The sequence below is a fragment of the Enterobacter cloacae complex sp. P38RS genome (genome assembly GCF_014930775.1).
GTDB lineage: Bacteria > Pseudomonadota > Gammaproteobacteria > Enterobacterales > Enterobacteriaceae > Enterobacter > Enterobacter bugandensis.
In genome coordinates this window covers 57,916-77,649 of record NZ_JADBRS010000021.1, presented here as the reverse complement: position 1 = coordinate 77,649, position 19,734 = coordinate 57,916, and the positions used below count along the sequence as shown (strand labels likewise).

Annotated in this window: 18 protein-coding genes; 8 read left to right on the top strand and 10 right to left on the bottom strand. The window is 62.2% G+C overall.

Annotated features, from left to right (window positions below; all coding sequences use genetic code 11):
- The first annotated feature begins 157 nt into the window (after positions 1–157).
- From IM303_RS20640 to IM303_RS20625, 4 genes are all read left to right on the top strand, one after another.
- Positions 158–1,246: an oxidoreductase gene (locus tag IM303_RS20640; RefSeq protein WP_193360216.1), complete on the top strand. Its 1,089-nt coding sequence runs from the start codon at positions 158–160 to the stop codon at positions 1,244–1,246.
- A 57-nt stretch (positions 1,247–1,303) separates the two neighbouring features.
- Positions 1,304–2,047 (top strand): SDR family NAD(P)-dependent oxidoreductase, encoded by a 744-nt coding sequence (locus IM303_RS20635; RefSeq protein WP_028012303.1) that lies wholly within the window; start codon positions 1,304–1,306, stop codon positions 2,045–2,047.
- 183 nt (positions 2,048–2,230) lie between these two features.
- Entirely contained in the window at positions 2,231–2,533 is a 303-nt protein-coding gene (locus IM303_RS20630) for a type II toxin-antitoxin system RelE/ParE family toxin (protein WP_017899060.1), read from the top strand.
- On the top strand, positions 2,508–2,912 hold the full coding sequence (locus tag IM303_RS20625) for a helix-turn-helix transcriptional regulator (protein WP_048999879.1): 405 nt from the start codon (positions 2,508–2,510) through the stop codon (positions 2,910–2,912). The genes IM303_RS20630 and IM303_RS20625 overlap by 26 nt, the downstream gene beginning before the upstream one ends.
- On the opposite strand, the gene IM303_RS20620 is transcribed toward IM303_RS20625, so the two are convergent.
- From IM303_RS20620 to entC, 7 genes are all read right to left on the bottom strand, one after another.
- Positions 2,909–3,106, bottom strand: coding sequence for a YbdD/YjiX family protein (locus IM303_RS20620; RefSeq protein ID WP_006809671.1), 198 nt, complete (start codon positions 3,104–3,106; stop codon positions 2,909–2,911). The two genes, IM303_RS20625 and IM303_RS20620, sit on opposite strands and share 4 nt — an antisense overlap.
- Before the next feature lie 59 nt (positions 3,107–3,165).
- Complete coding sequence (gene cstA / locus IM303_RS20615) at positions 3,166–5,271, bottom strand: pyruvate/proton symporter CstA (protein WP_017694336.1); 2,106 nt, start codon at positions 5,269–5,271, stop codon at positions 3,166–3,168.
- Positions 5,272–5,420: 149 nt separating this feature from the next.
- The gene (entH, locus tag IM303_RS20610; protein ID WP_048999881.1) at positions 5,421–5,834 is read right to left on the bottom strand and encodes a proofreading thioesterase EntH; all 414 of its coding nucleotides are present in this window, start codon (positions 5,832–5,834) and stop codon (positions 5,421–5,423) included.
- The gene (gene entA / locus IM303_RS20605) at positions 5,834–6,589 is read right to left on the bottom strand and encodes a 2,3-dihydro-2,3-dihydroxybenzoate dehydrogenase EntA (RefSeq protein ID WP_048999883.1); all 756 of its coding nucleotides are present in this window, start codon (positions 6,587–6,589) and stop codon (positions 5,834–5,836) included. The genes entH and entA overlap by 1 nt, the downstream gene beginning before the upstream one ends.
- On the bottom strand, positions 6,589–7,443 hold the full coding sequence (locus IM303_RS20600) for an isochorismatase (RefSeq protein ID WP_193360215.1): 855 nt from the start codon (positions 7,441–7,443) through the stop codon (positions 6,589–6,591). The genes entA and IM303_RS20600 overlap by 1 nt, the downstream gene beginning before the upstream one ends.
- Before the next feature lie 10 nt (positions 7,444–7,453).
- Entirely contained in the window at positions 7,454–9,064 is a 1,611-nt protein-coding gene (gene entE, locus IM303_RS20595) for a (2,3-dihydroxybenzoyl)adenylate synthase EntE (RefSeq protein ID WP_193360214.1), read from the bottom strand.
- A 9-nt stretch (positions 9,065–9,073) separates the two neighbouring features.
- A complete protein-coding gene (gene entC / locus IM303_RS20590; protein WP_193360213.1) occupies positions 9,074–10,249 on the bottom strand; it encodes an isochorismate synthase EntC in 1,176 nt (391 codons plus the stop codon).
- A gap of 188 nt (positions 10,250–10,437) precedes the next feature.
- Between entC and fepB the strand changes: the two genes are divergently transcribed.
- Entirely contained in the window at positions 10,438–11,394 is a 957-nt protein-coding gene (gene fepB / locus IM303_RS20585) for a Fe2+-enterobactin ABC transporter substrate-binding protein (protein ID WP_193360212.1), read from the top strand.
- A gap of 46 nt (positions 11,395–11,440) precedes the next feature.
- Here the strand turns inward: fepB and entS are convergent, their stop codons facing one another.
- Entirely contained in the window at positions 11,441–12,688 is a 1,248-nt protein-coding gene (gene entS, locus IM303_RS20580) for an enterobactin transporter EntS (RefSeq protein WP_063154733.1), read from the bottom strand.
- Positions 12,689–12,796: 108 nt separating this feature from the next.
- Here entS and fepD point away from each other — a divergent pair, with 108 nt between their 5' ends.
- Genes fepD through fepC form a run of 3 tightly spaced genes read left to right on the top strand, consistent with a single transcriptional unit; the run spans position 12,797 to position 15,581 of the window.
- Entirely contained in the window at positions 12,797–13,801 is a 1,005-nt protein-coding gene (fepD, locus tag IM303_RS20575; RefSeq protein ID WP_048998913.1) for a Fe(3+)-siderophore ABC transporter permease, read from the top strand.
- Positions 13,801–14,790 (top strand): iron-enterobactin ABC transporter permease, encoded by a 990-nt coding sequence (fepG, locus tag IM303_RS20570; RefSeq protein WP_075206596.1) that lies wholly within the window; start codon positions 13,801–13,803, stop codon positions 14,788–14,790. Before fepD ends, fepG begins: the two co-directional genes overlap by 1 nt.
- The gene (gene fepC / locus IM303_RS20565) at positions 14,787–15,581 is read left to right on the top strand and encodes an iron-enterobactin ABC transporter ATP-binding protein (RefSeq protein WP_048998915.1); all 795 of its coding nucleotides are present in this window, start codon (positions 14,787–14,789) and stop codon (positions 15,579–15,581) included. Before fepG ends, fepC begins: the two co-directional genes overlap by 4 nt.
- A gap of 83 nt (positions 15,582–15,664) precedes the next feature.
- On the opposite strand, the gene entF is transcribed toward fepC, so the two are convergent.
- Positions 15,665–19,522, bottom strand: a complete 3,858-nt coding sequence (entF, locus tag IM303_RS20560) for an enterobactin non-ribosomal peptide synthetase EntF (RefSeq protein WP_048998917.1) — start codon at positions 19,520–19,522, stop codon at positions 15,665–15,667.
- On the bottom strand, positions 19,519–19,731 hold the full coding sequence (locus tag IM303_RS20555; protein ID WP_048998918.1) for an MbtH family NRPS accessory protein: 213 nt from the start codon (positions 19,729–19,731) through the stop codon (positions 19,519–19,521). Before IM303_RS20555 ends, entF begins: the two co-directional genes overlap by 4 nt.
- Positions 19,732–19,734 lie beyond the last annotated feature (3 nt).

Below are 19,734 nucleotides of genomic sequence, written 5' to 3'. Positions count from 1 at the left end.
GCGTAAATCCTTCATAACTCTTCTGATTTATCGAATTTTTCACAGCTCCGGTTGACTGACAACGACGGAAAAGGCATAAGATAAAGCGAAATATTATTAGCCATCCGGATGTCCAGACATAACATCGGGTTAGCGCTTGCGAAAAAAGGACAACACCATGAGCAACACCGACATCCGCGTCGTGCCCGGCCCGGCGAACTACTTCTCCCATTCCGGAAGCCTTACGCATCTGAATGACTTCTTTACTCCGGAACAGCTTTCCCGCGCGGTGTGGATTTACGGCGAGCGCGCAATAGAGGGCGCGCGCCCGTTCCTGCCGGAGAGTTTTAACGCGCCGGGGGCGAAGCACCTGCTGTTTAAGGGCCACTGCAGCGAGCGTGACGTCACCCGTCTGGTGAACGAAGCGGGAAGCGAAGCCAGCGTGGTGATTGGCATCGGCGGCGGCGCGGTGATGGACACCGTCAAGGCCGTGGCGCGTCGTCTGGGCGTGCCGTTCGTGGGCATTCCCACCATCGCCGCCACCTGCGCAGCGTGGACGCCGCTCTCCGTCTGGTACAACGATGCCGGTCAGGCGCTACAGTTTGAGATTTTTGACGACGCTAACTTTCTGGTGCTGGTGGAGCCGCGGATCGTTCTGAACGCCCCGGCGGAATATTTGCTGGCGGGCATCGGCGATACTCTGGCGAAGTGGTACGAAGCGGTGGTGCTCGCTCCTCAACCTGAGATCCTGCCCCTCACCGTGCGTCTCGGCCTCAACGGTGCGCTGGCGATCCGCGACGTGCTGCTGGAACACAGTGAGCAAGCGCTTGCCGACCAGCTGCGCGGCGAGCTAACGCAGGCGTTTCGGGACGTGGTGGACGCCATTATTGCCGGCGGCGGGATGGTGGGCGGCCTGGGGGAGCGCTACACTCGCGTGGCGGCGGCGCACGCGGTGCACAACGGCTTGACCGTGCTGCCGCAGACGGAAAAATACCTGCACGGCACCAAGGTGGCCTACGGCATTCTGGTGCAGAGCGCCCTGCTCGGCCAGGACGACGTGCTGGCGCAGCTGGTGGCGGCATACCGGCGCTTTAACCTGCCGACCACGCTTCGCGAGCTGGACGTCGACATCAATAACCGCGACGATCTCGACAAGGTCATCGCCCACACGCTGCGCCCGGTGGAGTCGATTCACTATCTGCCGGTGACGTTAACGCCTGAGGCTCTGCGAGCCGCGTTTGAGAAAGTAGAATCCTTCCGCCGTTAATTGCGCCGACGGGCTATACCTAATGATGGTTCTCACCACTCTCGTAACGAGGTCATCATGCAGATCGATTTAACAGGTAAAAAGGCGCTGGTTACCGGCGCCAGCCGCGGGCTGGGTCGTGCGATTGCCCTGTCGCTGGCGCGCGCCGGTGCCGATGTGGTCATCACCTATGAAAAATCCGCCGATAAAGCCCAGGCGGTCGCCGATGAAATTAAGGCGCTGGGACGGCACGGCGAGGCCATTCAGGCCGACAGTGCCAGCGCGCAGGCGATTCAGGATGCCGTCACCCATGCGGCACGCTCTCTCGGCGGACTGGACATCCTGGTCAATAACGCCGGTATCGCGCGCGGCGGCCCGCTGGAGTCCATGACGCTGGCGGACATCGACGCCCTCATCAACGTCAACATCCGCGGCGTGGTGATCGCTATTCAGGAAGCGCTGGTGCATATGTCTGACGGCGGGCGCATTATCAACATCGGCAGTTGTCTGGCGAACCGCGTGGCACAACCGGGGATTGCCGTCTACTCAATGACCAAATCTGCACTGAACTCCCTCACCCGCGGTCTGGCCCGCGATCTTGGCCCGCGCGGCATTACCGTTAACCTGGTGCACCCCGGCCCGACCAACAGCGATATGAACCCGGAGGACGGTGAACAGGCTGACTCACAGCGTCAGCTTATTGCCCTGGGCCATTACGGCCAGCCGGAAGACGTCGCGGCGGCGGTCACCTTCCTTGCCAGCCCGGCAGCCGGGCAGATCTCAGGCACCGGTCTGGACGTGGACGGCGGTTTGAACGCCTGATCGCAATATTCCTGCAAGCCTCTGTCGCCCGGCAGAGGCCTTGTCGAGCCGCCTCGACGGTTTGCGTTTTGCCTCTTACCTGCGCTTTTTTTCCGCTCTACAGTACCCCATAAGAAATTCGGAATTTATCTAATAGTCTTATTATTTCCTTATAATTTGTGTGGGCGTACAGTGGAGGTACGGATGAAGATCGTGTGGTCAAAAACAGCAGAGAAGCAATTTTCTAAAATCGATACGCGATATCAGAACCGCATTAAATTCAGGCTGGAGAAGATGGATGATAAAACATCACCTGTCGCGGATATCAAGAAATTATCTTCTCCCGAAAACCACTACAGGTTGCGATTAGGTGATTACAGGGTCATTTACACCTTCGGAGACCCGCCGGGTGATACCTGTTACGTAGTGGCGGTAAAACGCCGGACAACCACCACCTACCTTCATGAGGAGCATACGGAATATGACTATTCAGTTCATCAAGGATGAAGAAGGAAAAAAACAGTATGTTGTCATTCCCTACGATGAATATTTTCGCATGCGTTTAGCCATACTTGAGTATGATGACGATGACGAAAACGACTGGGAAGACATCCCTTACGAATCAGATATCTACGATAACGTAGGTTTACCGGGTGAAGTGTGCGACATCATGCATAGCGAGAACGTCAGCCTGCAGGCCGCGTGGCGTATCCTGCGCGGGCTATCCCAGCAGGAGGTGGCGGAAAAACTCGGCATCAGCCAGTCCGCCGTATCACAGCTGGAAGCGCTGGACTCCCGTCCGCAAAAGCGCACCCGCGAAAAGCTGGCGGCAATTTATGGCTGCAAGCAGGAGCAAATCAGCCTCTATTTACCGAAAGAGGGTTAACAGCACTTCGCCCCGCCCTTTCCGCCGTAGCGGGCGTCCTGGCGGTCGCGGAAAAACTCTTCGTAGGTCATCGGCGTCTGGTCCGGGTGGTTGACGCGCATATGCTCGACGTAGTTATCGTAATCCGGCACGCCAATCATCATTTTGGCGGCCTGGCCCAGGTACTTACCTGCTTTAGAGAGGGTGTCGAACATCATTCTGGTCTCACTGGAAATGTAGGCCGGGTAAGCGCTAGCGCCACCCGGCACACAGGTTAATGCGCCCCTTTCGCCTGGGTCACAATCTCGTCCAGGTTTTCAGGCATCGGCTCGTACGGCGTCTCTTTCGCCGTCGGCGTGTCGACCTTCAGCGCCGCCAGCGCGGTTTTCAGAGAATACAACGCCAGCACCACAACTACCACCATAAAGAAGATGGTCAGCCCGGCATCCAGACGGTTGTTGAACACCAGCTGCGACAGCTGTGACTCGGTGTACTGCGCCGGGATCTTGCCGCTGTCGATCATCGCCTGGAACTTGTTGGCGATCGCCAGGAAGCCCACCTTATTGTCCGGGCTGAAGGCTTTTTGCCAGCCCGCCGTCAGGGTACAGATTAGCAGCCAGGCGGTTGGCACCAGCGCCACCCACGCGTAACGCTGGCGCTTCATCTTGAACAGCACCACCGCGCAGAGCATCAGCGCCATGCCCGCCAGCATCTGGTTGGCGATACCGAACAGCGGCCACAGGGTGTTGATCCCACCCAGCGGATCGACCACGCCCTGATGCAGGAAGTAGCCCCACGCCAGCACGCACAGCGCCGTCGCCAGCAGGTTAGCCGGGAGCGAATCGGTCCGCTTCAGGTTCGGGGAGATCACCCCCAGCAGATCCTGGAGCATAAAGCGCGCCGCACGGGTTCCCGCATCCACCGCCGTCAAAATAAACAGCGCCTCGAACAGAATGGCGAAGTGATACCAGAACGAGACGTCCATCAGCCCGCCCAGCGCGCCGTGCAGGATGTAGGCCATGCCCACCGCCAGCGTCGGTGCCCCGCCCGCGCGGGAGATAATTGACTGCTCGCCCACCTCATTAGCGATATGCGTCAGCGTTTCCGGGGTAATGGCAAAGCCCCAGCCGCTCACCACCTGCGCGGCGGACGCTACCACGTCAACGGTGCCGGCCGGGGCCAGTACCGCCATCGGGCTGTTCATCGCAAAGTAAACGCCCGGATCGATAATGCAGGCGGAGACCAGCGCCATAATCGCCACGAAGGACTCCATCAGCATGCCGCCGTAGCCAATCAGGCAGGCCTGATTCTCGTTGGCCAGCATCTTCGGCGTGGTCCCGGAGGCAATCAGCGCGTGGAAGCCCGACACCGCACCGCAGGCGATGGTAATAAACAGGAACGGGAACAGGTTACCAGTCCAGACCGGGCCGGTACCGTCGATGAATTTGGTCAGCGCAGGCATGGTCAGGGTCGGGCGCATAATCAGAATGCCGATGGCCAGCCCGACGATGGTGCCGATTTTCAGGAAGGTTGAGAGATAATCGCGCGGGGCCAGCAGCAGCCACACCGGCAGCACCGCCGCCACAAAGCCGTAGCCCACCAGCATCCAGGTCAGCTGCACGCCGGTAAAGTCGAAGAATGGTGCCCAGGTCGGGCTTTCCGCCACCCAGCCGCCGGAGATAATCGCAAATACCAGGAACACCAGGCCAATGACAGAGACTTCACCAATGCGCCCGGGGCGCAGGTAGCGAATGTAAATCCCCATAAACAGCGCCAGCGGAATGGTAAAGGCGACCGTGTAGGTTCCCCACGGGCTGTGGGTCAGCGCTTTCACCACGATCATCGCCAGCACCGCGAGGATGATCACCATGATCATAAAGGTCGCCACCAGCGCAATCACCCCGGCGGTTGCCCCCATCTCCTCTTTCACCAGCTCACCCAGAGAACGGCCGTCGCGACGGGTGGAGACGAACAGCACCATAAAGTCCTGCACCGCGCCTGCCAGCACCACCCCCGCGAGGATCCAGATCATCCCCGGCAGGTAGCCCATCTGCGCCGCCAGCACCGGCCCCACCAGCGGGCCTGCACCGGCAATCGCCGCGAAATGGTGACCGAACAGCACTTTTTTATCAGTCGGCACGTAGTCCAGCCCGTCGTTGTGGCGCACGGCAGGCGTCATGCGCGTGCCGTCTACGCCCAGTACCGTCTTTGCGATATAGCGGCCATAAAAACGGTACGCAATGAGATAAATGCAGACGGAGGCGACGACGATCCAGAGCGCATTGATCTGCTCCCCCCGGTTGAGGGCGATATAGCCCAGGGCAAAGGCTCCCACAACGGAGAGCACCGCCCACGTAAGGTATTTCCCTGAGTTGTTCATAGCTGTTATCCGTTGTTGTGAAACAGTGAGATGTTACATTTTGTTTCTAGAACAACGGATAAAATTTAACAACTTTGAAACGCAATAATGCGTGGTCAAACCAGAGATTTACACTACAGTGTTAAGCCGATCACTTTCAGCTGAATGACTTACCCCAGCACCATCGTGCTCAACCGACAGGTGCAGCACCGCCGCCCCTGCTCGTCGAATACCACGATCTCCCAGCTCTGGCTGGAACGCCCCAGATGCAGCGGCTGACACACGCCGCGCACCTTGCCCTGCGACACCGCGCGGTGGTGCGTGGCGTTCAGCTCTGTGCCCACCACGTTCTGCCCGTCGCGGGTCATCAGAAAACCGGCCATTGAGCCCAGCGTTTCCGCCAGCGCCGCCGACGCCCCGCCGTGCAGCAGGCCAAACGGCTGATGGGTACGGGCATCCACCGGCATCTCCGCTTCCAGCGTGTCGTCTCCGAGGCGGGTATAGACAATGCCCAGGTGCGCCACCAGGGTGTTCACGCTGGTGGCGTTCAGTTCTTCAAGCGATAAATGACGTTTCCAGATCATTACGCCCCCAGCGTGGAGCCGCCGTCCACCACGATATCCTGCAAGGTAATATGGCTGGCGGCATCGGACGCAAGGAACAGCACGGTGGCGGCAATTTCCCGCGGGCGGGCGATTTTGCCGAGCGGAATGCCGAGCTTGAACTGCTCGCCAAAGCCGCGAATGCGCTGCTGCTCCGCATCGTCGCTTTTCCACAGGGTGCGCTGCATGTCGGTGTCCGTAGAGCCGGGCGACACCAGGTTACAGCGCACGCCGCTGCCCGCCAGCTCCAGCCCGACGGTCAGCGCCAGGCTTTTCAGCGCCGCCTTCGATGCGCCATAGGCGCTCATGCCGATGCGCGGCGCGTGCGCCGCGTCGGACGCCACGGTAACCATCGCCCCGCCCTGCTGACGGCGGAACTGGCCCATCGTCAGCTGGAAAAGGTTGAACGCGCCGCCGACGTTGACCGCAAAGGTGTCCTGCCAGTCCTTCTGCGAGAGCTGGTCCGTCGCCCCCATGCGCAGGATGCCCGCCGCGTTGACCAGCACGTCAAGGCGGTCGAGCGAAGCCAGCACGCGCCCGCACACCTCATTCACCTGCGCCGCGTCCGCCACGTCCAGCATTTCGGTGGCAAACGGATAATCGTCCTGCGGGAAGGCCAGATCGAACCCGGTCACCCGCGCGCCCGCCTCCACAAAGGCCAGCGCGGTTGCATAGCCGATACCTTTACCCGCGCCCGTTACCCAAACCGTTTTACCGGTAAAATCGGACCCCGCCATCACTTCACCTCACGGGAGAGCAGCGCCCACCAGGCGTCGAGGGTCGGATTTTTCGCCAGCATCACGAAGTCGATGTCGCCGTGCACCTTTCGCCAGCGGGCGGCCAGCGCCATCATGCGCACCGAGTCCAGACCGTAGTCGATCAGGTTTTCGTCATCCATCGGCTCGTCGGACTCGTCCAGCAGCGGCAGGATCAGCTCGCGCAGCGCGGCTTTCGTTACCGGAACGGACGGCAGCAGCTCGTCGGTCATCACCACGCGGCCCGAACGTCCGGCCACGTATTTCAGCGACATCAGGTGCTCGTCACGGGTGAAGTCCGCCAGCGCGTCGGCGATAAAGAACGGCTTGATGTCGCGCATAAAGGCATCTGTGGCGGTGGTCATGCAGCCGATGTGGGCATAAACGCCGGTAATCAGCAGCTGGTTGCGGCCGGTCTCTTTCAGCATCTGCTCCAGCGGCGAGCGGTGAAACGCGCTATAGCGCCACTTCACCAGCACGGTGTCCGCTTCGTCCGGCGTCAGTTCAGCCACGATGCGCTGCTGCTCCGGCGAGCGGGTCAGGCCCGGCCCCCACATGTCGTTCAGCAGGGCGCGGTCTTCATCGCTCTGCTCTTTCGGCTGCGCGGTGTAGTACACCGGGATATTGTGTTCTTTGCAGTACGCGCGCAGTTTAGCGATGTTCGCCACCACCTGCTGCATCATGTCGCTATTTTCGCCCCAGAAGTTCAGGAAATACTCCTGCATATCGTGGATCAGCAGCGCGGCGCGCTCCGGCTCAAACGCCCAGTTGACCTTGTTGGTCGGCAGCTCTGCGGCGGTTGGCAGCGCGTAAGCGGTTAATTTTGGAATGGCCATTCTCTGTTCCTCAGCCCCGGGCGCGTTCAGCAAGCCACAGGCGCAACTGTTTCTTATCAACTTTGCCGACCGGCGTGAGCGGAAGCGCATCTACGCTCTCCACGCGGTCCGGCAGCTTAAATTCGGCAACGCCCTGCTCGCGCAGGAAGCGACGCACCTCAACCGCACGCAGGGGCTGTTTCACCACCAGATACGCACAGCTTTTTTCGCCCAGCAGACTGTCCTCCATGCTCACCAGCGCGGCGTGGATCACCGCCTCGTGGCGCAGCAGCAGGTTTTCGATCTCTTCGGCGGCAATCTTTTCGCCACCGCGGTTGATCTGATCTTTCTCGCGCCCCTGCACGGTGATGTAGCCCTGCTCATCGATGGCGATCAGATCGCCGGAGCAGTAGAAACCGTTGGCATCAAAGGCGCTGGCGTTGTGCTCCGGGCTGTTGAAATAGCCGCGGAAGGTGTACGGGCCGCGCGTCATCAAACGTCCGACTTCCCCGCGCGGGAGCGGGTTGCCGTCCTCGTCCGCCACCCACACCTCGTCGTCCGGACACATTGGGCGGCCCTGGGTGTTGATGATGCGTTCCGGCGCATCGTCGAGGGCGGTGTAGTTCACCAGCCCTTCCGCCATGCCGAATACCTGCTGCAGCTGACAGCCGATTTCCGCCGGAATACGCGCCGCGAGCGTGGCGGAGAGGCGTGCGCCGCCCACCTGGAGCAGCTTCAGGGATTTCAGCTGCGGGTTCCCCGCGCCGTCGGCAATCGCCTGCAGCCAGAGGCTCACCGCCGGAGGGACCAGCGACGTCACGTTGATCTGATGCTGCTCAATCAGCGGGAAGCAGAGCGTGGCGCTCGGATCGTTCGCCAGCACCACGCAGCCGCCCGCCGTGAACACGCCTAACGATCCCGGCGAGCTCATGGCGTAGTTATGCGCCGCGGGAAGCGCGTTCAGATAGCGGGTGTGCGCAGTGATGCCGCAGATTTCATTGCTGCGGCGGATGCTGTAGTCGTAGTCGTTGTGCGTACGCGGGATCAGCTTCGGCGTGCCTGTGCTGCCGCCGGAGAGCTGGAAGAACGCCACCTCGTCTGCGGGCGTCGGGTTGGGGATGAAGTTATCCGCCGGGCGCGCAATCGCCGCTTCCAGCGCATGTTCACCCTTATCGCCGCGCAGCAGCACGGCGCGAACCGAGCGGTGTTCATTCACAAAGGTATTGAGAAAATCATCCCCCGCGAACAGGGCATGTTCGCGATCGGCGATCAGTACGGCGGGTTTGATCTGGGCGGCGTAGGCGTTTAGCTCGCTGCGCTGATGGCTAAAGAGCGCGTTAACCGGCGCGACGCCGATCTGCAGCAGCGCGAAAAAGGTGATGTAAAACTCGGCCACGTTGCCGAGCTGCACCAGCGCGGTCTCGCCGCGGTGCAGCCCCTGCGCCTGAAGGGCAGACGCGAGGTTATTCACCGCCTCATTAAACGCGCGGTAGGTGATGTGCCGTTCGCCGTCGATAATCGCCACCGCATCGCTTTGCGCATGGTCCGTCAGGATGTGGGTCAGCGGCAGATCCTGCCAGTAGCCTTTTTCACGGTAGCGGCGGGCAAAATCCTCAGGCCAGCGGGTAAAGGGAATAGTCATAAACGTTCCTTAGTGCAGGCCAAACACGTTAAGCATGGTGGAGAGCTTCACGCCCGTCTCGCGCCACTCGCCCACCGGGGAGGAGGCAGGCACAATGCCCGCGCCGGCAAACAGGCGAACGGTATTTTCGTGAAGACGCGCGCAGCGGATGGTCACCACCCACTCGCCGTTGCCTTCGCTGTCGCACCAGCCGACGATGCCGCCGAACAGCTCGCGGTCAAACGGCTCCAGCTCGGCAATCAGTTCTTTTGCCGCCTGATGCGGGAAGCCGCTCAGGGCCGGGGTCGGGTGCAGCAGGCAGGCCAGCGTCAGGGCGTTTTCGTTCTCGCGCGCGTCACCTTCAACCGGCGTCGCCAGATGCCACAGCGTCGGCGTGGTGATGAGCTGCGGGGAAGACGGCATGCTCAGGTGATGGCTGCGCGGCGCCAGAATGGCCTTCATCGCCTGGGTCACCAGGTCGTGTTCGTGGCGGTCCTTTTCGGAGGCCAGCAGCTTATTGCCCGCCTCGCGATCCAGCACGTCGTCCGGCTGGCGGCGCGCGGAGCCTGCCAGCGGCAGCGAGCTAAAGTGCCTGCCCTCTTTGCGCAGCAGCAGTTCCGGGCTGGCGCCGAGCAGCACGCCGCCGTCTTCCAGCGGCACGTGGAAGTTAAAACTCGCCGGGTTCTGGGCGATCAGACGCTCCATCAGCGCGCCGCTGTCCATTTTTTTGTCGGTGGCGATATCAATCAGGCGCGACAGCACTACCTTATTCACCTGCGACGTGGCGGTGAGCGAAGCGGCGCGCGCGACCATCTCTTCAAAAACGGGCTGAGCGGGGATCTCGGTGCGCTGTTCCACCTTCAGCGCCTGCGCGCCGGAGAAATAGCGTGCGGACTGCTGACGCGCGGGGCGGGAAAACGTCTCCCAGCGTTGCGGAATAAACAGCGAAGACGGCTTGCGGGTATCGAACGGGATGGCCCCTACCATGACGGGATGGGCGATGCCGCTGGCTTTCGCATCCCGGAAAGCCTGGGCTAATTTCTGCTGGAACTGCCCCGCCGGATCGTCGCCGCCGACGGCAGGTTCAGAGAATCGCGCAAAACAGCCCGAGGTGGTAAAACTGCGGTAAGGCGACATAAAGAAAAAGCTGTCTGATTGCAGCGTGGTCGCGGTGTGCTGAACTTCCTCAGCCAGGGACGTGTCCATATCATCCTCCTCAAAATGATAAAAGAAGCAATAATGATTATCATTTATATTTTCGTCGGCTAACCTAATCCCACAGCGCCCCGCTGTCAACCGTCGGGCCATTAACTTCTGCGACAAACGCTTGCATCCCTTCCCGGCAACCATGAAAATGAGAAGCATTATCTTCAATAAAAACAGGATGCCGCTCTGTGAAAATCGCTGCCGTTTGCCGCAATGCCCTTCTTCTGACAGGACTTTTTGTTTTAGGACTAACCTCAGCCGCCGCCGACTGGCCGCGCCAGGTCAACGACAGCCGCGGCGTGCATACGCTTGAGAGCAAACCGACGCGCATTGTCTCCACCAGCGTGACCTTAACCGGATCTCTGCTGGCGATTGACGCGCCGGTCATTGCCAGCGGCGCAACCACGCCGAACAACCGCGTGGCGGACGCGCAGGGTTTCATGCGCCAGTGGGGGGATATTGCAAAACAGCGTAAGGTTGCACGGCTGTACATCGGCGAGCCAAGCGCCGAAGCGGTGGCCGCCCAGATGCCGGATCTGATTCTAATCAGCGCCACCGGCGGGGATTCCGCGCTGGCGCTCTACGATCAGCTCTCCGCCATCGCCCCGACGCTTATCATCAATTACGACGACAAAAGCTGGCAGGAATTGCTGACCCAGCTGGGCACGATGACCGGGCGCGAGAAACAGGCCGCTGAACGCATCGCCGCGTTCGATAAACAGCTCGCGCAAGTGAAACAGCAGATGAAACTGCCGCCGCAGCCGGTGAATGCCATCGTCTACACCGCCGCCGCGCACACGGCGAACCTGTGGACGACAGAATCGGCGCAGGGCAAGCTGTTACACCAGTTGGGCTTTACGCTGGCGGCGTTACCCGATGGGCTGCACACCTCAAAAAGCCAGGGCAAGCGTCACGACATTATCCAGCTGGGCGGTGAAAACCTGGCGACGGGACTGAACGGCGAAGGGCTGTTCGTGTTTGCCGGCGACGAGAAAGACGTGGCGGCGATTTACGCTAACCCGCTGCTGGCGCACCTGCCGTCGGTGAAAAACAAGCGCGTGTGGGCGTTGGGAACCGAAACGTTCCGCCTGGATTATTACAGCGCAATGCTGGTGTTAGACAGATTGAATGCGTTGTTTAAGTAGGCATTTTCCCTCCCTCTCCCCGCGGGAGAGGGCCGGGGTGAGGGCATCAGGCCGCACCGTCGTTCAACACGACCTCCTGCCTGAACCGCCGCAATTCCACCAGCACCACCAGTAAGATCGCGCCAACCATCGCTAACACAAACCCGCTGCTGCTCGCCGACGCCACCGGGGTCATTATCGCCCCCAGCCCGCCGAGTATCGCCGCGCCAATTGCATCGCCCGTCACGTTCTGCGCGGTCCACAGGCCGTTGATACGCCCCAGCATACCTTCCGGCGTCTGGGTCTGGATCAGGGTGTACTGTAAAAGTGAGCTGACCGCACTCAGCCAGCCGAAAATCACCAGACACATCACCCCCAGCGCCCAGACCGGCATCAGGCTGAAGAAGCCGATGGCGATAAACGAGGCCAGCGTGGCCACCAGCATAATCAAGCCCGGACGCGCGCTTTGGGCCAGGTTACCGCTGGTCAGCGCCCCGCAGGCCGCACCGAGCGGAATGGCGGCGTACAGCACGCCAATCTCTGAGGCGCTCATCTGCCACTCGCCCGCCAGCGCCGGGTAAAGCACGCGCACGGCGCTCGCCATCGTCAGCAGGCCGCCGAGCAGTGCAATGCCGCCAATCAGCGGGTTGCTGAACAGAAAACGAATCGCGGCCATCAGCGATTTCAGCGGGTGCTCGCGCGGCTGCGGCGGAGGGGGCAGCAGCGGCAGGCGCAGCAGCGTCAGGGTGGTGATAAAGGTGCCCGCCGCGGCAAGGCCATAGTTCCAGGCCACGTTGCCCGTTGCCAGCAGCAGGCCGCCCACCATCGGCGAAATCACCGAGCCGAGGCGCACGGTGAGCATGGTGATCGCCCCCGCCTGCATCAGGTTCTCGCGCCCCACCAGCGCGGGCGTCGCCGCCAGCAGCGCCGTCACGCCGAGCGAGGCGAAAAAACCGTCCCACAGGCCAAGGGCATAAATCGCCAACAGCGACGGCTCCGGCAGCATCGCGTTCAAACACAGCCCGATAAAGCCCACCCCGCAGGTGCCGCGCGCCAGCAGGATCAGCTTCTTACGCTCGTAGCGATCCGCCAGCACGCCGCCGACCATCAGCCCGATAAACATCGCCCCGCCGGTTAAGGTGACGGATAGCCCCACCAGCCAGCTGGAGTGCGTCATAGTCTGGATCTGGACGGGCACGGCGACGCCGAGCAGGCCGAGGGACAAAATGGAGATAAAGCGAGCGATAAAAACGGCGCGATACGCCGGGTGCGTTTTCAACAGGCTGAGGTTAAGCAGCCAGGATTTTTGATTCATGACAAAGCCTTGAGTCTATTTCTACCCATTCCATGGGCGCACATGCTAACATAGCCAAATAAGATAGATAACGATAATCACTATCATTATCAAATCATGGATGTTGCTATGTCGTTTTCCTCTTCTGCGGTGCGCGCCATTGCCGTGCCCGTATTATTGCTACTGCTAATCCTTGCGATTGCACTCAGCCTGCTGGTCGGCGCTAAACCGCTGCCCGCGTCCGTTATCGTTGATGCGCTCTCCGGAACCTGTCAGAGCGCCGACTGCACCATCGTGCTCGACGCCCGCCTGCCCCGCACTCTTGCCGGACTGCTGGCCGGTGGCGCGCTCGGTCTTGCCGGTGCCCTGATGCAAACCCTTACCCGTAACCCGCTGGCGGACCCCGGCATTCTTGGCGTCAACTCCGGGGCCAGCTTTGCCATCGTGCTCGGCGCAGCGCTGTTCGGGTTGACGTCACCCTCTGAACAGCTGGTGATGGCCTTCTGCGGCGCGCTGGCCGCCTCGCTGGTGGTCGCGTTTACCGGAAGTCAGGGCGGCGGGCAACTGAGCCCGGTTCGCCTGACGCTTGCGGGCGTAGCGCTCGCGGCGGTGCTGGAAGGCTTGTCCAGCGGTATCGCCCTGCTCAACCCGGACGTCTACGACCAGCTGCGCTTCTGGCAGGCCGGCTCGCTGGATATCCGCACCCTTGAAACCCTGAAAGTGGTGGCGATCCCGGTGATGATTGCCGCCGCCGTAGCGCTGTCGTTAAGCCGGGCGCTCAACAGCCTGAGCCTCGGCAGCGACACCGCCACCGCTCTCGGCAACCGCGTGGCGCGCACCCAGCTGACGGGCCTGCTGGCCATCACCGTGCTGTGCGGCAGCGCGACCGCCGTGGTCGGCCCGATTGCCTTTATCGGCCTGATGATGCCCCATATGGCGCGCTGGCTGGTGGGGGCGGATCACCGCTGGTCCCTCCCGGTAACGCTGCTGGCGACGCCTGCCCTGCTGCTGTTTGCCGACGTGCTGGGCCGCCTGCTGGTTCCCGGCGAGCTGCGCGTCTCGGTGGTCAGCGCCTTTATCGGCGCGCCGGTGCTGATTTTCCTGGTACGCCGTAGACGCGGAGGTGGCGCATGATGGCCCCGTCCCGGCGTTTAGTCGCCTGCGTCACCCTGCTGGTTATCGCCATCCTGCTGCTGGCAGCGTGGAGCCTGCGCAGCGGCGCGGTGACGCTCGATTTCACCCAGGTGCTTAACGCCCTGCTCGGCAGCGCGCCCCGTAACATCACTATGGTGGTCACCGAGTGGCGGCTGCCGCGCGTGGCGATGGCGATTCTGGTGGGCGCGGCGCTCGGCGTCAGCGGCGCAATTTTCCAGTCGCTGATGCGCAACCCGCTCGGCAGCCCGGACGTAATGGGCCTCAACACCGGGGCCTGGAGCGGCGTGCTGGTGGCGATGGTGCTGTTCGGGCAGCACCTGACGGCCATCACCTTTACGGCGATGGCGGGCGGCATTCTGACGTCCTTACTGATCTGGGCGCTGGCCTGGCGCAACGGCATCGACACTTTCCGGCTGATCGTTATCGGGATCGGCATCCGCGCGATGCTGATGGCGTTTAACACCTGGCTTTTGTTGCAGGCGTCTCTGGAAACCGCGCTCTCCGCCGGGCTGTGGTACGCCGGCTCCCTCAACGGCCTGACGTGGGGCAAAACCTGGCCCGCCGCGCCGCTGATTTTGCTGATGTTTATCGGCGCCCTGCTGCTGGTACGCCGGATGCGGCTGCTGGAGATGGGCGACGACAGCGCCTGCGCGCTGGGCGTGAGCGTTGAGCGTTCGCGCCTGATGCTGATGCTGGTGGCGGTATTGCTGACCGCTGCGTCCACCGCGATTGCCGGGCCGATCTCGTTTATTGCGCTTGTCGCGCCGCATATCGCGCGGCGTCTTAGCGGCACCGCGCGCTGGGGCTTGACCCAGGCTGCCCTGTGCGGTGCGATGCTGCTGCTGGCCGCCGACCTCTGCGCCCAGCGGCTGTTTATGCCTTATCAACTTCCGGTGGGCGTGGTGACCGTCAGCCTCGGCGGGATTTACCTCATCGTCTTGCTCGTTCAGGAGTCACGCAAGAAATGACAGATTCAACAACCCGCTTGCGCGGCGAAAACTTGACCCTCGGCTATGGCAAAAAAATCATTGCCCGTGATTTAACCGTCGCCATTCCGGACGGCCACTTCACCGCGATTATCGGTCCGAACGGCTGCGGCAAATCAACCCTGCTGCGCACCCTGAGCCGCCTGATGTCGCCGACAGTGGGCAGCGTATTCCTCGACGGAGAGCAGATCCAGCGCTTCGCCAGCAAAGAGGTGGCCAGGCGCATCGGGCTGCTGGCGCAAAACGCCACCACGCCGGGAGATATTACCGTGCAGGAGCTGGTCTCGCGCGGGCGCTACCCACACCAGCCGCTGTTTACCCGCTGGCGCAAAGAGGACGACGAGGCCGTGAAGCGCGCGATGGAGGCAACGGGCATCACCGATCTGGCTCAGCAAAGCGTGGATACCCTTTCCGGCGGACAGCGACAGCGGGCGTGGATCGCGATGGTGCTGGCGCAGGAAACCGCCATTATGCTGCTGGACGAGCCGACGACCTGGCTGGACATCAGCCATCAGATTGACCTGCTGGAGCTGCTGAGCGAGCTGAACCGCACGCAGGGATATACCCTGGCGGCGGTGCTGCATGATTTAAATCAGGCGTGCCGCTACGCCACGCATCTGATTGCCTTGCGTGACGGCGAAATTGTGGCGCAGGGCGCGCCGAAGGAGATAGTGACGCCAGAGCTGATCGAGCGGATCTACGGCATGCGCTGCATGATTATTGACGATCCGGTGGCGGGTACGCCGCTGGTGGTGCCGTTAGGTCGGCGGTAATAGCCGGGTGGCGGCTACGCCTTACCCGGCCTACATTCAGCTCCCGTAGGCCCGGTAAGCGCAGCGCCACCGGCGCATTTGCACTATCCTAAAATTTCCTTCAGTACCGGCCCAATCTTTTCAAACGCCTGCGGTGAAATGATATCCACGTGGGCGCAGTCCTGGCTGTAGACCTCCAGCTCGCCCACCCACGGTGCCCAGGCCGTATGCGGATCCATCGTTCGCGTGCGTTCGGCAACAAACAGCGTCGCTTTACCGTCAAAGCATGAACTGTGCGCGGTGGTGAGCAACCGCACCGCGTCCGCGTAGTTGCCTTCAATGGTGTTAAACAATTCGCTGGAGCCCTGTCCCTGCTGGGCGGCGATAAACGCCTGACGCTCGCGCTCGATCTCCGCCAGCACTTCCGGGTCAAGGCCGTTTGCCTCTTTCTCCGCCCAGTTCTGGGTTTCCGGCGGCCAGGTATCCAGCAGACCAAGAAACGCCACCGCTTCGCCCTGCTCGCGCAGACGCGCCGCAATGCCCTGCGCCAGCGTGCCGCCAAGGGAATAACCGAACAGATAATACGGCCCCTGCGGCTGCTGCTTACGCAGCGTTTTCAGGTGATGTTCGATCACGCCATCGAGATCCGCGCACTGCTGCATCGGACCGTTTGGCCGCGGCGACTGAATGCCGACGATGGACCAGCGCGGGCTGAGGTAGCGCGACAGGACGCTGAACTGCCAGGCAAAGCCGGACGCCGGATGGAAGCAGAACAGCGTCGGGCCGTTGCTTTCACGCAGCGGCAGCAGGGTTTCATACCCCAGACGCTGCGCCTGTTCGTCGCTCAGTTGCGAGTCCAGCAGCGCGCTGAGCTTGCCGACCGTCGAGGCGACCATAATCTGCCCCGGCGTGACCTTGCGGCTGAATGCACGGCCGAGCTGAGCCGCGAGGCGCATCGCCAGCAGCGAGTGGCCGCCAAGGGCAAAGAAGTCGGCGTCGATATCGTTCACTTCGCAGCCCAGCAGCGCAGAAAACGCCTGCGCCACGGCGGCTTCGGTTTGCGTCTCGGGTGCGCGACCGGAGGTTTTGCTGGTCAGCTCCGGCAGCGGCAGCGCCTTGCGATCCAGCTTACCGTTGGCGCTCAGCGGCAGCGCGCTGATTTGCAGCAGCACCACCGGCACCATATGCGGCGGCAGCTGTGCCCTGAGCGAGTCCAGCAGCGCGTCGCGATCCAGCGGTAAACCGGATTCAGAAACCACGTACCCCACCAGCTGGCGGGCATCGCCGCCCGTTGCCGCTGCCTGGTTGAATACACACGCATGCGCCACGGCCTGAGCCACGTCAGGCAATGACAGCATCGCCCGGTCGATTTCGCCCAGCTCAATGCGTTGACCGCGGATTTTCAGCTGGTCATCGCTGCGGCCCAGATATTCCACCGCCCCGTTGTCCAGCCAGCGGGCGACGTCTCCGGTGCGATACATCCGCTCGCCTGGGGCAAACGGATCGGCAATAAAGCGGCTGGCGGTGAGGTCGGGCCGTCCCAGATACCCCTGTGCCAGCTGAATGCCGGTGAGATACAGATCGCCCGCCACGCCGAACGGCACCGGGCGCATCATCGCGTCCAGAATGCGCAGCCCCGTATTCCACACCGGGAAGCCGATCGGCACGCTGTTGCCCTCCACTGCCGCCAGCTCCGGGCCGTACGCCGGATACCAGCTCACGTCCACCGCCGCTTCGGTTGGGCCGTAGAGGTTGTGCAGCGGTACATGAGTGAGCTGCTCCCACTCGCGGCACAGCGCCGTTGGCAGCGCCTCGCCGCTACAGAACACCTGCTTCAGCGTCCTGCAACAGTCGACGTTTTCCGGCGTCAGCGAGGCAACAAATGCCGCCAGCATCGAGGGCACGAAGTGGGTGGTGGTTACGCCATATACTGCGAAGAAGCTCTGCATCGCCTGCGGATCGCGGTGCGCGTCCGGCTCGGCCATCACCAGCTTTGCCCCGGCGATAAACGGCCACCAGAACTCCCACACCGACACGTCAAAGCTGCACGGCGTTTTCTGCGCCACGACGTCATGCGCCGCCAGTGGATAATGATCCTGCATCCACTTCAGGCGGTTAACGATGGCGGTATGCCCCACCATCACCCCTTTCGGGCGTCCCGTTGAACCCGAGGTAAAGATGATGTACGCGGTCTGCTCCGGTTTCGCCAGACGCAGAGGTTCAGCGCCTGTGGTTGGCAATAGCATGTTGTAACTAAACGAAGGTATCGGCATATCGTTAAAGCGCGGAAGCTGCGCGTCGGTGGTAATGAGGAGCGACGGTTTCGCGTCCTCCAGCATCATCCGCAGACGATCGTCCGGGTAGCCGGTATCCAGCGGCAGCCAGGCGGCGCCGGCTTCAACAATGCCGTGCAGCGCCAGGGTCAGGAACACCGAACGCGGAAGCGCCACCGCCACGCTGTCGCCCGGCTTCACGCCGCGCGCGCGCAGCAGGTTTGCCAGCGCGACCACCTGCTCGCGCATCTGGCGGTAGTTCAGCTCAATATGGGCATCCGCCAGCGCGGGGGCGTCCGGCGTTTTGCTCGCCTGCTCCGCCACCAGATCCGCCAGCGTGGTGGAGGGCAGCGCCAGGCCGGTATCGTTGATGCGCGCCAGCCGGGCGTATTCCTGCTCTGATACGGTTTCCACGTCGCCACAGCGCAGGTCCGGGTTCGCGGCAAACTGCGCCAGCATCGCGTTCAGGCGCGAAACGTGGCGCTTCAGCGTCGCGTCGTCGTAACGCTGCCTGTTGGCGAGGATCTCAATGCTTAATCCGCCCTGCTCATCCGGGAACAGCGCCAGCTCGAGATCGTTCACCGGGCCGGTCGCCAGCGTGTGGGTGATGGCCTCCACGCCGTCGATATCCAGCTGATAATCAAATACCTTCACGTTCAGCACCGGCCCAAACAAGGGTTCGTCCCCTGCGGCCCGCCCGCTGTCGCGCACGATCTGCTCGGCGTCGTAGCGCTGATGGCGGCGCATCTTTTTCAGCTGGTTCACCAGGCGCAGCGCCAGCTCCGGCAGGCTCTCAAGCGGATTAATATTCACCGCCAGCGGCAGGACGTTAAGCACCGGGCCGGTTGCGGTCAGCGCGGCGGACCCCATGCGGCGCATAAAGATAAACCCGGCGGCGTAGTCCAGCCGTCCGGTGAGGCGGCCGAGCCACAGCGCCACCAGCGCAAGCGCCAGTTCGGTGCGCTGTGCCTGCCCGGCTGCCTGCGCCAGCTGGCTAAAGGCGCGAGCGTCCATTGCAATTTTCAGGCGCAGGATGTCGGTAGTGGCGGCGCGTCCCGGTAGCGGCGCGGAGGAGAGCGAGACCGGAGGAGGAAGCTGTTTGCGCTGCTCCTCCCAGAAGGCACCGTCGCGCTGATACGCCTCGCTGTCTCGGTAGCGCTGATACTCGTCAACGACATCAGCGAACGGGGTAAACGGTGAGGCTGGGGTGGGTTCCCCTTTCTTCCAGGCAGCGTAAATCGCGGCGATCTGGCGGGTAATTGCCGGGAAACTGAAGCCATCCACCACCAGATGGTGATAGCGCTGATACCAGTACCAGCGGTTGTCACCGACCTGAATCAGCTGATGAAAAGCGAGCGGCTGACCGCTGTCCACGCGCAGATCCTGGCTGAGATCGGCCTCCATCAGCGCCACGGCGGCGTCGTGAGAATCAACGCGAACGATGGACGGCTCCGGCAGGATCAGGGCCTCATCGACCCACTGCCAGACCTCGCCGTTATCTTCAGCGAAACGCGTGCGCAGAGTATCGGCCTGCATCATGCCCTCAGCGATGGCTTTAGCCAACAACGGCGCGTCGATATTTCCTTTCAGCTCGGTGTAGTGCGCCACGCTCCAGGCGTTTGACAGCGAGGAAAGCTGCTCTGCCATCCAGATACCCGGCTGGGCGGCGACGAGAGGGAGACGGTTCATGCGCGCTCCCCCGCAAAAGAGGACGGCTTAAGCGTCTGCCAGCGTTGCGCCAGCCACTGCTGGCACGCCTCCTGAGAGTGCGGCTCGCAGACCACGCGCCAGCCCGCGGGCAATTCGCACTGCTGCGGCCACAGGCTGTACTGCCCCTGCTCATTTTGCAAAATGGCGAACTGTCCCTGCGGATTATCGAAAGGATTGCTGAATTCCATACA

Bases quoted from the DNA above. Each gene is read 5' to 3' on its own strand.
- entF (WP_048998917.1), bottom strand. From the start codon at position 19,522: ATGAACCGTCTCCCTCTCGTCGCCGCCCAGCCGGGTATCTGGATGGCA.
- IM303_RS20630 (WP_017899060.1), top strand. From the start codon at position 2,231: ATGAAGATCGTGTGGTCAAAAACAGCAGAGAAGCAATTTTCTAAAATC.
- fepC (WP_048998915.1), top strand. From the start codon at position 14,787: ATGACAGATTCAACAACCCGCTTGCGCGGCGAAAACTTGACCCTCGGC.
- entH (WP_048999881.1), bottom strand. From the start codon at position 5,834: ATGATCTGGAAACGTCATTTATCGCTTGAAGAACTGAACGCCACCAGC.
- IM303_RS20640 (WP_193360216.1), top strand. From the start codon at position 158: ATGAGCAACACCGACATCCGCGTCGTGCCCGGCCCGGCGAACTACTTC.
- entA (WP_048999883.1), bottom strand. From the start codon at position 6,589: ATGGCGGGGTCCGATTTTACCGGTAAAACGGTTTGGGTAACGGGCGCG.
- entE (WP_193360214.1), bottom strand. From the start codon at position 9,064: ATGACTATTCCCTTTACCCGCTGGCCTGAGGATTTTGCCCGCCGCTAC.
- entS (WP_063154733.1), bottom strand. From the start codon at position 12,688: ATGAATCAAAAATCCTGGCTGCTTAACCTCAGCCTGTTGAAAACGCAC.
- entC (WP_193360213.1), bottom strand. From the start codon at position 10,249: ATGGACACGTCCCTGGCTGAGGAAGTTCAGCACACCGCGACCACGCTG.
- IM303_RS20555 (WP_048998918.1), bottom strand. From the start codon at position 19,731: ATGGAATTCAGCAATCCTTTCGATAATCCGCAGGGACAGTTCGCCATT.
- fepD (WP_048998913.1), top strand. From the start codon at position 12,797: ATGTCGTTTTCCTCTTCTGCGGTGCGCGCCATTGCCGTGCCCGTATTA.
- cstA (WP_017694336.1), bottom strand. From the start codon at position 5,271: ATGAACAACTCAGGGAAATACCTTACGTGGGCGGTGCTCTCCGTTGTG.
- IM303_RS20620 (WP_006809671.1), bottom strand. From the start codon at position 3,106: ATGTTCGACACCCTCTCTAAAGCAGGTAAGTACCTGGGCCAGGCCGCC.
- IM303_RS20625 (WP_048999879.1), top strand. From the start codon at position 2,508: ATGACTATTCAGTTCATCAAGGATGAAGAAGGAAAAAAACAGTATGTT.
- IM303_RS20600 (WP_193360215.1), bottom strand. From the start codon at position 7,443: ATGGCCATTCCAAAATTAACCGCTTACGCGCTGCCAACCGCCGCAGAG.
- fepG (WP_075206596.1), top strand. From the start codon at position 13,801: ATGGCCCCGTCCCGGCGTTTAGTCGCCTGCGTCACCCTGCTGGTTATC.
- IM303_RS20635 (WP_028012303.1), top strand. From the start codon at position 1,304: ATGCAGATCGATTTAACAGGTAAAAAGGCGCTGGTTACCGGCGCCAGC.